Genomic DNA, 11,606 nt, shown 5'->3' with positions numbered 1-11,606 from the left:
CCACCGAGATAGAAGGCGGCCAGCGCCGACAACACCGCGAGCGCGACGAGTATCGGGAGGCTCCAAAAGCGCACTGTTCCAGTCATTTTCGGTCCAGTGAAGCCGTAAGGGTGGGCGGCTGCGGAGTCGTCGTCGCCGTTAGCGACGTCGGATGACGTGTGACGGGCTTGCGGTTCAGACATTCCGGCTCCTCTTCGTCCGCGCCAACCCTAGTCGCCGAGTGCGGCGAGCATCTCCCAGACGAGCAATTCAGCGTCCTCACGGGCTGCGACTGCTACCCCGGTCGACGCGGTGATGCGGGCCGCGTCACCGTCGACGAGCACGGCCTCGTCAACGTCCACCCGGCCCCGGGCGACATACAGGTGCAGATACGGCGCTACCGGCAGGGTGAGTTCGGCACCGGCGGGCAACCGAGCGGCATGCAACGCGGCCGATCGGTTGTGGATGGTGATCGCGGTGTGGTGGCCCGCTATTCCCGAGGCGATGGTCATCAGGCGACCGTCGAGCTGATCGTGTTCGACCACCTGCTGCTGGTAGCCGGGCTCGATTCCGGACTCATCGGGCGGCACCCACATCTGTACGAAGCGCACCGGCTCGGTATCGGATGCATTCTTTTCCGAGTGCGTGATGCCGGCACCGGCCGACATCCGTTGCGCGAGACCGGGATAGATGACGCCGCTATTGCCGGCGGAATCATGATGTGCCAACGATCCTTCCAGCACCCAGGTCACGATTTCCATGTCGCGGTGCGGGTGGGTATCAAAGCCGGCAGCCGGCGCCAATATGTCGTCGTTGCTGACCAGCAGCACACCGTGGTGGGTGTTGGTCGGGTCGTAGTGATCGCCGAAGGAAAACGAATGCCGCGACTGCAGCCACGACGTTGTGGTGACGGCCCGGTCGGCGGCACGCCGTATCTCAACGGTGTCGGACACGTGGTCACGCTACCCCTGGGCTCAACAACGCCTGGGCGTGCAGCAGGGCGGCGTCGAGATCGGCGAAGGCCAGCTCGTCTTGGCCGCCCAGGTGAATCTCGATCTGATACTCAGGCTGGTCGTCCCGGCCGAAGATCGGCAGCACAACGAATTCGGTTGACGCCAGCTCGCTTTCAAGAACACTCGTCACCGATCGCAGCGTCACGATCGTCATCAGGGCGCTGAGCTCTCGCGTCACCTGCGCGGTGGGCTCCAACGACGCGAGCACCGCGGCGAGCCGGTCATGCAGCGAGCTGTGAGCGGCATCGAACCGCCATGCTCCGTAGCCGCGGTCGCGGATCTCGGCCAGCACCAGTCGATGACCGGCGATGTCGGCGTCAGTCAGCCGGGGTGTCACCCGCCGCAGCCATCCGTTGATCGCGTCCTCGTCCCGCCAGGCCATCGCGACCAGGCCGAACGGCGGACCGATCGGAAAGCGCTGGCCGACCGCATGCTCGCCGTCGGTGCCGTGGCCGACGGCATCGATCGTGATGAGATGCCTCTGGCCGATCTTCGACATCGAGCAGCCCGCACCCAGCGTGGTGTGCAAAAAGCTGAGCGTCTCGCGGCCGCGGTCGAGCAGCGGGAACTGCGCTCTCAAGCCGTGCACCAGCCCGAACAATCCGCTGCCCAGCGTGTAGCGGCGATCGTCCCGTCGGGTCACCCAATTACGGCGCTCGAGTTCGGCGAGCACCAGCGCGCAGGTCGAGGTACTGATCGCGCAGCTTTTGGCCAACTCGGCCGATGTCCGGCCATCCGGTGAATCCGACAGCGACCCAAGCACATCCATCACGCGACCGGTGGGCGGCGACTTGACCGGCCCGGTCGCGCCCGGCGGCGCTGTTGACGAATCCATGGCGACCTTCCTACCATCCGTCCTAAATCTACTTCATGGATTCCTAATATTAGGAGACGCGATGTACAAGGTGGGTGTCTGGGGTCCGGGCTCGATGGGGCTGATCGCCCTGCGCGGGGTGATCGACCACCCGCAACTGCAACTCGTCGATCTCGTCGTCCACAGCGATGCCAAGGCGGGCCGTGATGCGGGGGAGTTGTGCGGGGCGAAACCCGTCGGGGTGATCGCAACCCAGGATGCCGCGGGCTTGCTGTCCGGTGACGCCGACGCGGTGGTCTACGCGGCGGCGGCCAACCTGCGGCCCGCCGACGCGATCGACGACATGGTGTCGATCCTGCGCGCGGGCAAGAACGTGGTGTCGTGCTCGGTGGTCCCGCTGGTGTACCCCGACGGCGTCGACGCGGGGTTCACCGCGCCACTGCGCGAGGCAGCGGCCGCCGGCGGCGCGTCGTTCTTGACCACCGGGATCGACTCCGGATTCGCCAACGACGTTCTGCCGCTTGTGCTTACCGGAGTATCACGGGTCATCGAATCGGTGCGGGTGACCGAGATGTTCAACTATGCGACCTACCCGGACAAAGACGCTGTCTACGAGATATTGGGCTTCGGCAAGCCGCCGGAATTCGCCGCATTCGCCGCGGCACCGGGGATGTTCACCTTCGGCTGGGGGCCGGTCGTGCATCAGCTCGCTGCTGGGCTGGGCGTCAAGATCGACAACCTGGAGGAGAACGTCGAGCGGGTGGTCGCCAAGGAGTCCTTCGACACGCCCACCGGGCATATCGCCGCCGGAACGGTCGGTGCGATGCGGTCCACCCTGACCGGATACGTCGACGGAAAGCCAACTTTCGTCATCGACCACGTCACCCGCATGCGCGACGACCTTGCACCCGACTGGCCGCAGCCGCACATCTCGATACCCCCGCGCGACCTCGGCTACGGCCCGGCATCCGGCCGCGGTCTCTACCGCGTCGAGATCGAGGGCTCGCCGACCATGCGCTGCGAGTTCGAGATGGCCGATGACCACGACCACGACCTGGGCGCCCGGATGGCCGGCGCATCCCGGATGGTCAACGCCATCCCGGCGGTCTGCCAGGCGCAGCCGGGGCTGCTGTCGGCGCTGGATCTGCCGCTGGTCACCGGCGCCGGACTGGTCCGGTCGGTGGCCGGGCCGTCACCGGACAGCCGGCTGTTCTAGAGCGGTTGCGGCAGGACTCATGCATGCAGGGTGGGCCGGTAGATGAGCTCTTGGATATTGCCGTCGAGCGTTCGGCTCTCGATCAGCTCGAGGTCGAAGTCGGCCGCACCCCGAAAGATCGGGTCGTCTCCGGTCTGACCGGTGATCACGGGGAAGAGCGTCACTTGGACGCGGTCGACCAGGCCGGCGGCCATCAGCGCCCGGTTCATCGAGAGGCCGCCGTGCGAGCGCAACGGCACCTCAGACTCCGCCTTCAGCCGGGCGACGACGTCGACGGCGTCGCCGCTCACGAGGGTCGCATCGGGCCAGTCGAGAAGTCCATCCAGGGTGGACGACACGACCGTCGCCGGCAGGTGCCTCATCCGGGTGACCCAAGGGTCGTGCAGCTCGGACTCGTCGGTGCTCTCGGCCAGCATCTGCGCGAACAACCGATATGTGTTGGCGCCGATCACCATTCGCTGCTTCTCGCCGTAGAGTGCGAGCCGGTGGTCGAGCAATTCGGGACCTTGCTTGCCCCAGTACCCGCCCCAGTCGCCGCCGCTGACGCTGCCGAAGCCGTCAAGACTCGAAAAAACGTCGAAGGTGTAGGTAGCGGTCATGATGCGCTCCTCGAGTGCGGTGGATGCCGTGTCGGGAGTACAGACTGAAACCCCCGGCGAAACTCATCGGCGCTGGGATCTTGGAGTCCGGCCACCAAGTGGTCGGGCCTTGCGGCTCGAACGTGAAAACACCGTCACGCTCGGCCTCCAGCGTGAAAGCAACTTCACGTTCGACCAGTCGGCGCGTCAGAGCCGTTGCGGTAGGCCGAATTTCGCGAACAGCGCGGTGTCGAGAAACGCCACCACCCGAGACACCCCGTCGGCCCGCAGGTCCAGCACATGTAGCTGGAACGGCACATGGCCGTCGCCGTCGCGCATGTACATCGCCGCGGCGGGCTGACCGTTGGCGGTCAGCGGGAGCAGCCGCATATCGCCGGGTTCGTCGGCGGGGCACTGCTGGTGAATCAACCTGATGATGGCCTGCGGTCCCTGGTACCAGCCGACGAATGGTGGCATCTCCCAGATCGCCTCGGCGGTGAACAGCTCGACCAGCCGGTTGATGTCGTAGGTCTCGAACGCGGCGATATAACGCGTCAACCGGTCTTGCGCGTCCTGCGAGTCGGGCACCACCAACCGGTCGTCGGCGCTGGGGCCCGCGGCTTCGAGTTGGGACCGCGCACGCTGCAGCAGGCTATTGACGGCGGCCGTGCTGGCGCCGATCGCATCGGCTACCTCGGCGGCCTTCCATTGCAGCACTTCGCGCAGTAGCAGCACTGCCCGCTGACGGGGCGACAGATGCTGCAGGGCCGCCACGAACGCCAACCGGACCGACTCGCGAGTATCGACGATCGTTGAAGGATTAGCCGGATCGCCTGCCGTGTCGGGCAACGGCTCGAGCCACGGCACCTCGGTGCCCTCGACCAGCTCGGCGGTCGGGTCCGAACTGGGTGCGCCCAACCCGGTCGGCAGCGGCCGGCGCTGGCGGTTCTCCAGCGCCGTGAGGCAGGTGTTGGTGGCGATTCGGTGCAGCCAGGTGCGCACCGACGACTTTCCCTCGAAGCGGTCGTAGGCCTTCCAGGCTCGCAGCAAGGTCTCCTGCACCAGGTCCTCGGCATCGTGCAGCGACCCGGTCATTCGATAGCAATGCGCGAGCAGTTCACGTCGGTACGGCTCGGCGGTGGCAGAGAAATGGTTCCTGCCGTCATCGGCCAACTCGCGGGCGAGCACGCTCACCGGACCGAGCTTACGTATTGCCTGTGACGGTGGGTCTACGCTGCCCCTGATGGCAACCACCCGTACCGAACGATCCTTCGACGGTGTCGACGGCGTGCGCATCGTCTATGACGTCTGGGCCCCCGCGGACATCGGGACCACACCACGCGGCGTGGTCATCCTCGCGCACGGGCTCGGCGAACACGCACGTCGCTACGACCATGTCGCCGTGCAGTTCGGCCGTGTGGGATTGGTGACCTACGCGCTCGACCATCGCGGGCATGGCCGCTCGGGCGGCAAGCGGGTGCTGCTGAAAGACATCTCCGAATACACCGGCGATTTCGACACCCTGGTCGGCATCGCAGCCAGAGAACACCCCGGTGCGAAGCGCATCGTCCTCGGCCACAGCATGGGCGGCGGCATCGTGTTCGCCTACGGCGTCGAGCATCCCGACGACTACGACTTGATGGTGCTGTCCGGGCCGGCGGTGGCAGCCCAGACGGCCGTCTCGCCGCTGCTGGCCCGGATCGCCAAAACCATCGGAGCGATCGCGCCGGGTTTGCCGATGCAGGCACTCGACTCCAGCGCAGTGTCCCGCGACCCGGCCGTGGTGAACGCCTACGACACCGACCCGTTGGTCTATCACGGCAAGGTTCCCGCGGGCATCGGCCGAGCGCTGCTGCTGGTCGGCGAGACGATGCCGCAGCGAGCGCCGGCGCTGACCGCGCCGCTACTTGTGGTGCACGGATCCGACGACCGGCTGATCCCGGTCGAGGGCAGCCACCAGTTGGTCGCGGCGGTGGGTAGTTCCGACGTCGAGCTCAAGGTCTATCCGGGGCTCTATCACGAGGTGTTCAACGAACCGGAGCAGGACCAGGTCCTCGACGACGTTGTGTCGTGGATCAACGCCAGACTGTGAGTGGCGGCGCCGAGAAGTTTTACGGTTCGCCTAGTTTGGTGGCATGACTGACGACAAGATGCTGGCGCGTATCGCAGCCCTGTTGCGTCAAGCCGAGGGCACCGACAACGCCCACGAGGCCGAGGCGTTCATGTCTGCCGCTCAACGGCTGGCCACCGCGACGTCCATCGACCTCGCGGTTGCGCGCTCGCATGCCGACAAGCGCACACCCGCTCAGGCGCCGGTGCAGCGCACGATCACCATCGGCGCCGCCGGCACCAAGGGATTGCGGACCTATGTGCAGCTGTTCGTGCTGATCGCCTCCGCCAATGACATCCGCTGCGACGTCGCGTCCAACTCGACGTTCGTCTACGCCTACGGATTCGCCGAGGACATCGACGCCACCCATGCGCTGTACGCCAGCCTGGTCGTCCAGATGGTCCGCGCGTCGGACTCCTACATCTCCTCAGGCGCACACCGGCCGACCCCGACGATCACCGCCCGGCTGAATTTCCAGCTGGCGTTCGGGGCCCGGGTGGGTCATCGGTTGGCCGAGGCCCGCGAGCAGACGCAGCGCGAAGCGAAAAAGGACCGTCGGCGTCCGCCCGGCACGGCAATCGCCCTGCGGAACAAGGAGATCGAGCTCCGCGACTACTACCGAACGGCGTCGAAGGCGCGGGGCACCTGGCAGGCCAGTCGGGCCACCGCGGGATATTCGTCGGCCGCGCGGCGGGCAGGGGACCGGGCCGGTAAGCGGGCAAGGCTGGGCAGCGGCCCTGAGCTCTCCGGGGCGCGGAGCGCGCTGGAGCGGTGAACGCCGACGATTCGTCCGCGCGGGACTCGCAGCGCTCGAAGGTCTACGCCGCCGAGGAATTCGTGCGGACGCTGTTCGACCGAGCGGCCGAACACGGCTCGACCAGTGTGGACTTCTTCGGCACGCAGTTGACGCTGCCGCCCGAGGCACGGTTCGGGTCGCTGGCCGCGGTGCAGCGCTACGTCGACGACGTGCTGGCCCTGCCGGCACTGCGACGACAGTGGCCGAAGGTGGCGCCGCTGCGAGTGCGGGCGCGACGGGCCTCGACCGCAGCGCATTACGAAAACCAGGACGGCACAGGCATTATCGCGGTACCCGATCAGCACGACGCCAGCTGGGCGTTGCGTGAACTGGTGGTGCTGCACGAAATCGCGCACCACCTCTGCGATGCACAGCCGCCGCACGGATCGGAGTACGTCACGACGCTGTGCACCTTGACCGAATTGGTCATGGGGCCCGAGGCCGGGCACGTACTGCGGGTGGTGTACGCGAAAGAGGGCGTGCGCTAGCTGGCGACCTCGACCATCTCGTCGCCGCACTTGCAGATGTATGCCTGATCGGTGCCGCTGCAGTGACATGCGACCTCGATGCGAACGCGGCAGCCGCAGCCGTCATGACCACAGCTCAACAGGGTGCCTGCTTCGTTGGACATCTCTCCACCTCTTCTGGATCGGGACCTGACACAGACCAAACTATACCCCTGGGGGGTATATGGCAAGGACGATAAATGCAGTGGCGGCATGCATCGCCGCCGGGCTAGCGTTGGCCCATGACCCACAAGCCAACCCCCGCTGAAGTCGACGAGTATCTGGACGCCACCGTGCTGCACGACGATCCGGTGTTGTCCGCCGCCCTCGAGGACAGCGACGCCGCCGGGTTGCCGAAGATCGCCGTCTCGGCGCAACAGGGCAAGTTCCTGAGCCTGCTCGCCACCGCGGTCGGGGCCCGTCGCATCTTGGAGATCGGGACACTGGGCGGCTTCAGCACGATCTGGCTTGCTCGCGGAGCCGGACCGGACGGTCGTGTCACCACGCTCGAGTACGAGCCCAAGCACGCCGAGGTGGCCCGGGCCAACATCGACCGCGCCGGTGTCGGCGACCGGGTGGAGGTGATCGTCGGCGCCGCCCTCGATACCCTGCCGAGCGTCACTGGCGGTCCGTTCGACCTGGTGTTCATCGACGCGGACAAGGAAAACAACCCCGGCTACCTGGAGTGGGCCGTCAAGCTCACCCACCCCGGTTCAGTGATCGTGGTGGACAACGTGATTCGGGAGGGCGCGATCCTGTCGCCCGATCAGGATGCGGTGGTGCGCGGGACGAGAAGGGTGCTCGAGCTGATGGGTGAGCATCCCGGGCTGCAGACCGCGGTGCTGCAGACGGTGGGAGCCAAGCACTGGGATGGCTTTGCGATGGCGCTGGTGAAGTAGGCGGCTACCCGCAGATTGCTCCGTGGGCTGCCGATCCCACCAGCTTGACGTACTTGCCCAGCACGCCGGACGTGTAGCGCGGCGGTAGTGGGGTGAAACCCTCACGGCGGGAGGCGAAATCGTCGGAGTCGCCAAGCACGTCCAGGGTGCCGTTGGCGACGTCCAGCCGGATCCGGTCGCCATCGCGCAGAAAGGCGATCGGCCCGCCGTCGGCCGCCTCGGGTGCGACGTGCCCGACGCACAGGCCGGTGGTACCGCCGGAGAACCGGCCGTCGGTCAACAGCAGCACATCCTTGCCCAGGCCGGCGCCCTTGATGGCACCGGTGATGGCCAGCATTTCCCGCATCCCCGGTCCGCCCTTGGGGCCTTCGTAGCGGATCACCACCGCATCACCGTGGGTGATGGTGCCGTCCTCCAGGGCATCCAGCGCCGCCCGTTCGCGCTCGAAAACCCTTGCCGTGCCCTCGAACACGTCGGAGTCGAAGCCGGCCGACTTGACCACCGCGCCTTCGGGCGCCAGCGAACCATGCAGGATGGTGATCCCGCCGGTGGGATGGATCGGATTGTCCAATGCCCGCAGCACCTTGCCGTCCGGGTCGGGCGGGGCGATGTGCGCCAGGTTCTCGGCCATGGTCTGCCCGGTCACGGTCAGGCAATCACCGTGCAGCAGACCGGCATCCAGTAGCGCCTTCATCACCACCGGCACACCGCCGATGCGGTCGACGTCGAACATCACGTGCTTGCCGAACGGCTTGACGTCGGCGAGGTGCGGCACCTTGGCGCCGATTCGGCTGAAGTCGGCCAGCGACAACTTCACGTCGGCCTCGTGTGCGATGGCCAGCAGATGCAGCACCGCGTTGGTCGAACCGCCGAACGCCATCACCACCGCGATCGCGTTCTCGAAGGCCTCCTTGGTCAAGATGTCGCGGGCCGTGATCCCGCGGCGCAACAGACCGACGACTGCTTCACCGCTGCGCCGTGCGTACCCGTCGCGCCTGCGGTCGGTCGCCGGCGGTGCGGCGCTGCCGGGCAGCGACATGCCCAGCGCTTCGGCCGCGCTGGCCATGGTGTTGGCGGTGAACATGCCGCCGCAGGCACCCTCTCCGGGACAGATGGCCCGCTCGATCGCGTCGACGTCCTCCCGCGGCATCAGGCCGCGGGCGCAGGCGCCGACCGCCTCGAACGCATCGATGATCGTCACGTCGCGCTCGGTGCCGTCGGACAGCTTGGCCCGGCCCGGCAGGATCGAGCCCGCGTACAGGAAGACCGCGGCCAGATCCAGACGAGCCGCGGCCATCAGCATGCCGGGCAGTGACTTGTCGCAGCCGGCCAGCAGCACCGATCCGTCAAGGCGTTCGGCCTGCATGACGGTTTCCACGCTGTCGGCGATCACCTCGCGCGACACCAGGGAAAAGTGCATGCCCTCGTGGCCCATCGAGATGCCGTCGGACACCGAGATCGTGCCGAACTCAAGCGGATAGCCGCCGGCGGCGAACACGCCCTCCTTGACGGACTTGGCCAACCGTTCCAGCGACAGGTTGCAGGGCGTGATCTCGTTCCACGACGACGCCACCCCGATCTGGGGCTTGGCGAAGTCGTCGTCGTCCATTCCCACCGCGCGCAACATCCCGCGCGAAGCGGCCTTTTCCAGGCCGTCGGTGACCTCGCGGCTGCGGGGCTTGATGTCGATGATTTCGTTGCCGTCCGGCTTGGTATGAGACACAGCTCAAGTATGCGGGCAGCGCCATGTCGGCCAAAATCATTAAAATACCCCCACGGGGTATGATCGCCGCACCGGCGAAACGCCGATGTACCAGGCCGCCGTGGCGTCAGCACCAGCCGACGTTGACAATGGTGACAGCACCGGCGCCGTCGTGATGGCCCCGAGCATGATTAGAAGACCACGATCTTGGAGGGGCAGATGGCACCCGCACACGGCTACTCGTCGCAGAAAGACAACTACGCCAAACGTTTGCGGCGGATCGAGGGCCAGGTGCGTGGCATCGCGAAAATGATCGAGGACGACAAGTACTGCATCGACGTCCTCACCCAGATCAGCGCCGCCAACAACGCTCTGCGTTCGGTTGCGCTGAACCTGCTCGACGAACACCTCGGACACTGCGTCACCCGCGCTGTCTCCGAAGGCGGGACCGAGGCTGACGAGAAGCTGGCCGAAGCCTCCGCTGCCATCGCGCGACTCGTCCGCTCCTGAACGTTAACGCCCCGCGTGCAATGCATGGTTGAGTAGTCGCCGTGGGGCCAGCTCGTGCCGCCGAAGGGCGAACCGCTACGAGCGGGCCCTGGACTCCCCGAATCGCCGTGCAGTTGGCCGTCCTGGCCGCGGCGGCTTTCACCTACGTCACCGCCGAGCTGCTGCCGGTCGGCGCGCTGCCCGCGATCGCTCGTGACTTGCACGTCAGTATCCCGATGGTCGGCACGTTGCTGGCCTGGTATGCCCTGGTGGCAGCGGTCACCACGATTCCGCTGGTCCGCTGGACCGCGCAGTGGCCCCGACGCCGCGCGCTGCTGTTGTCGCTGGCCTGCCTGACCGCGTCCCAGCTCATTTCCGCGCTGGCGCCCAACTTCGTTGTGCTGGCCTGCGGCCGGGCGCTCTCGGCGGTCACCCACGGCCTGATCCTGTCGGTCATCGCGCCGATCGCCACTCGGCTGGTTCCGGCCAGCCACTCCGGGCGCGCGACCACGAGTATTTACGTCGGCATCAGCCTGGCCGTGGTCGTGGGCAGCCCGGCAACCGCGGCGATCAGCCTGGAGTGGAGCTGGCGGGTGGCCGTCGCGGCGGTGACCGCCGTGGCCGCGTTGGTGACCGTGGCGGCGTGGCTCGTGCTGCCGGTGATGGCCTTGACCGAGGGCCAGCTGGAAGTCGTCGGCCGGCGTGCGCATCATCACCGCAATCGGCGACTGGTCATCGTGAGCTTGCTCACCATGGTCGCGGTCACCGGGCACTACATGTCCTACACCTTCTTTGCGGTGATCGTCCGCGACGTGGTGGGCGTGCGGGGACCGGATATCGCCTGGCTACTGGCTACCTATGGGATCGCGGGCCTGTTGGCGATCCCGCTGGTGGCCCGACCGATGGACCATCGGCCCAGGGCCGCGACCATCAGCTGCATGATCGCGCTGTGGGCGACCTTCGTGGTGCTGACTGGGTTGGCCTTGCACCGGCTGCCCCCGACAGCCACGGCTTTGATCGGCATCATCGCGATCGCGTTGTGGGGCGGCACCGCCAACGCAGTATCGCCCATGCTGCAATCCGCGGCGATGCGCGCAGGCGCCGACGACCCGGACGGCGCGTCCGGGCTGTACATGGCGGCGTTTCAAGTTGGCATCATGGCCGGATCGTTCGCCGGCGGGTTGTTCTACGAGCACGGCATGCTGATGATGTTGTCCGCGTCCGCGGTCTTGATCGGTCTCGGGGCCGCCGGAATGACCGCCGAGCGGCAGCTCTTCGACGTCCCCTCCACGGATCGACCGTAAAGGTAAATCTGCAGGTCAACAGGCTGGTTCGCACGCATTTTCGTGCCCAGCGCCGACCGCTGAATTAATAGCTGGGCCCTCCGCTACTGCATACTGGCTCTAGACCGTGACTTGGAGGGATACAAATGTCGCGATGGACCACGGGTCCTCTGGCCGCTGCGTTCAGAGCAGTGGGAGTGACCGCTGCGCTGGTGTTTGGC

General features: G+C 66.8%; 14 protein-coding genes. 7 read left to right on the top strand and 7 right to left on the bottom strand.

The window, feature by feature from the left end; genetic code table 11:
* From WAN02_RS07135 to WAN02_RS07125, 3 genes are all read right to left on the bottom strand, one after another.
* Nucleotides 1-182: hypothetical protein (locus WAN02_RS07135; protein WP_422263461.1), on the bottom strand; the 182-nt coding region annotated here is incomplete at its 3' end.
* Between the two features lie 27 nt (nucleotides 183-209).
* Complete coding sequence (locus WAN02_RS07130) at nucleotides 210-932, bottom strand: pirin family protein (RefSeq protein WP_422263460.1); 723 nt, start codon at nucleotides 930-932, stop codon at nucleotides 210-212.
* 4 nt (nucleotides 933-936) lie between these two features.
* Nucleotides 937-1,761: a MarR family transcriptional regulator gene (locus WAN02_RS07125; RefSeq protein ID WP_422263462.1), complete on the bottom strand. Its 825-nt coding sequence runs from the start codon at nucleotides 1,759-1,761 to the stop codon at nucleotides 937-939.
* A gap of 127 nt (nucleotides 1,762-1,888) precedes the next feature.
* Between WAN02_RS07125 and WAN02_RS07120 the strand changes: the two genes are divergently transcribed.
* Nucleotides 1,889-3,022 carry a dihydrodipicolinate reductase gene (locus WAN02_RS07120; RefSeq protein WP_422263459.1) on the top strand — a complete coding sequence of 378 codons (1,134 nt, stop codon included), beginning with the start codon at nucleotides 1,889-1,891 and terminating at the stop codon, nucleotides 3,020-3,022.
* Nucleotides 3,023-3,039: 17 nt separating this feature from the next.
* Here the strand turns inward: WAN02_RS07120 and WAN02_RS07115 are convergent, their stop codons facing one another.
* Together WAN02_RS07115 and WAN02_RS07110 are read right to left on the bottom strand one after the other, a co-directional pair.
* Complete coding sequence (locus WAN02_RS07115) at nucleotides 3,040-3,621, bottom strand: dihydrofolate reductase family protein (RefSeq protein WP_422263458.1); 582 nt, start codon at nucleotides 3,619-3,621, stop codon at nucleotides 3,040-3,042.
* Between the two features lie 186 nt (nucleotides 3,622-3,807).
* A complete protein-coding gene (locus WAN02_RS07110; RefSeq protein ID WP_422263457.1) occupies nucleotides 3,808-4,896 on the bottom strand; it encodes a sigma-70 family RNA polymerase sigma factor in 1,089 nt (362 codons plus the stop codon).
* On the opposite strand from WAN02_RS07110, the gene WAN02_RS07105 reads away from it, so the two are divergent.
* From WAN02_RS07105 to WAN02_RS07095, 3 genes are read left to right on the top strand one after another with little or no spacing between them, the layout of a single operon-like run.
* Nucleotides 4,844-5,692 carry an alpha/beta hydrolase gene (locus tag WAN02_RS07105; protein ID WP_422263456.1) on the top strand — a complete coding sequence of 283 codons (849 nt, stop codon included), beginning with the start codon at nucleotides 4,844-4,846 and terminating at the stop codon, nucleotides 5,690-5,692. The genes WAN02_RS07110 and WAN02_RS07105 overlap by 53 nt on opposite strands.
* 43 nt (nucleotides 5,693-5,735) lie before the next feature.
* On the top strand, nucleotides 5,736-6,485 hold the full coding sequence (locus WAN02_RS07100; RefSeq protein WP_422263455.1) for a DUF2786 domain-containing protein: 750 nt from the start codon (nucleotides 5,736-5,738) through the stop codon (nucleotides 6,483-6,485).
* The gene (locus WAN02_RS07095; protein ID WP_422263454.1) at nucleotides 6,482-6,994 is read left to right on the top strand and encodes a TIGR04338 family metallohydrolase; all 513 of its coding nucleotides are present in this window, start codon (nucleotides 6,482-6,484) and stop codon (nucleotides 6,992-6,994) included. Before WAN02_RS07100 ends, WAN02_RS07095 begins: the two co-directional genes overlap by 4 nt.
* On the opposite strand, the gene WAN02_RS07090 is transcribed toward WAN02_RS07095, so the two are convergent.
* Nucleotides 6,991-7,137, bottom strand: coding sequence for a metallothionein (locus WAN02_RS07090; protein WP_325686393.1), 147 nt, complete (start codon nucleotides 7,135-7,137; stop codon nucleotides 6,991-6,993). The genes WAN02_RS07095 and WAN02_RS07090 overlap by 4 nt on opposite strands.
* A 117-nt stretch (nucleotides 7,138-7,254) precedes the next feature.
* On the opposite strand from WAN02_RS07090, the gene WAN02_RS07085 reads away from it, so the two are divergent.
* Nucleotides 7,255-7,911, top strand: a complete 657-nt coding sequence (locus WAN02_RS07085; protein WP_422263453.1) for an O-methyltransferase — start codon at nucleotides 7,255-7,257, stop codon at nucleotides 7,909-7,911.
* A gap of 4 nt (nucleotides 7,912-7,915) precedes the next feature.
* On the opposite strand, the gene ilvD is transcribed toward WAN02_RS07085, so the two are convergent.
* Complete coding sequence (gene ilvD / locus WAN02_RS07080; protein WP_422263452.1) at nucleotides 7,916-9,634, bottom strand: dihydroxy-acid dehydratase; 1,719 nt, start codon at nucleotides 9,632-9,634, stop codon at nucleotides 7,916-7,918.
* 198 nt (nucleotides 9,635-9,832) lie between these two features.
* Between ilvD and WAN02_RS07075 the strand changes: the two genes are divergently transcribed.
* Both WAN02_RS07075 and WAN02_RS07070 read left to right on the top strand, forming a co-directional pair.
* A complete protein-coding gene (locus WAN02_RS07075) occupies nucleotides 9,833-10,123 on the top strand; it encodes a metal-sensitive transcriptional regulator (RefSeq protein WP_325691413.1) in 291 nt (96 codons plus the stop codon).
* Nucleotides 10,124-10,164: 41 nt separating this feature from the next.
* On the top strand, nucleotides 10,165-11,406 hold the full coding sequence (locus WAN02_RS07070; protein WP_422263451.1) for an MFS transporter: 1,242 nt from the start codon (nucleotides 10,165-10,167) through the stop codon (nucleotides 11,404-11,406).
* Nucleotides 11,407-11,606 lie beyond the last annotated feature (200 nt).

The sequence above is a fragment of the Mycobacterium sp. genome, assembly GCF_049281135.1.
Lineage (GTDB): Bacteria > Actinomycetota > Actinomycetes > Mycobacteriales > Mycobacteriaceae > Mycobacterium.
This window is presented reverse-complemented; position numbering and strand designations above follow the sequence as displayed.

Bases quoted from the DNA above. Each gene is read 5' to 3' on its own strand.
- WAN02_RS07090 (WP_325686393.1), bottom strand. From the start codon at position 7,137: ATGTCCAACGAAGCAGGCACCCTGTTGAGCTGTGGTCATGACGGCTGC.
- WAN02_RS07085 (WP_422263453.1), top strand. From the start codon at position 7,255: ATGACCCACAAGCCAACCCCCGCTGAAGTCGACGAGTATCTGGACGCC.
- WAN02_RS07075 (WP_325691413.1), top strand. From the start codon at position 9,833: ATGGCACCCGCACACGGCTACTCGTCGCAGAAAGACAACTACGCCAAA.
- WAN02_RS07125 (WP_422263462.1), bottom strand. From the start codon at position 1,761: ATGGATGTGCTTGGGTCGCTGTCGGATTCACCGGATGGCCGGACATCG.
- WAN02_RS07100 (WP_422263455.1), top strand. From the start codon at position 5,736: ATGACTGACGACAAGATGCTGGCGCGTATCGCAGCCCTGTTGCGTCAA.
- WAN02_RS07110 (WP_422263457.1), bottom strand. From the start codon at position 4,896: ATGCGCACGCCGTCGACACCGTCGAAGGATCGTTCGGTACGGGTGGTT.
- WAN02_RS07105 (WP_422263456.1), top strand. From the start codon at position 4,844: ATGGCAACCACCCGTACCGAACGATCCTTCGACGGTGTCGACGGCGTG.
- WAN02_RS07115 (WP_422263458.1), bottom strand. From the start codon at position 3,621: ATGACCGCTACCTACACCTTCGACGTTTTTTCGAGTCTTGACGGCTTC.
- WAN02_RS07120 (WP_422263459.1), top strand. From the start codon at position 1,889: ATGTACAAGGTGGGTGTCTGGGGTCCGGGCTCGATGGGGCTGATCGCC.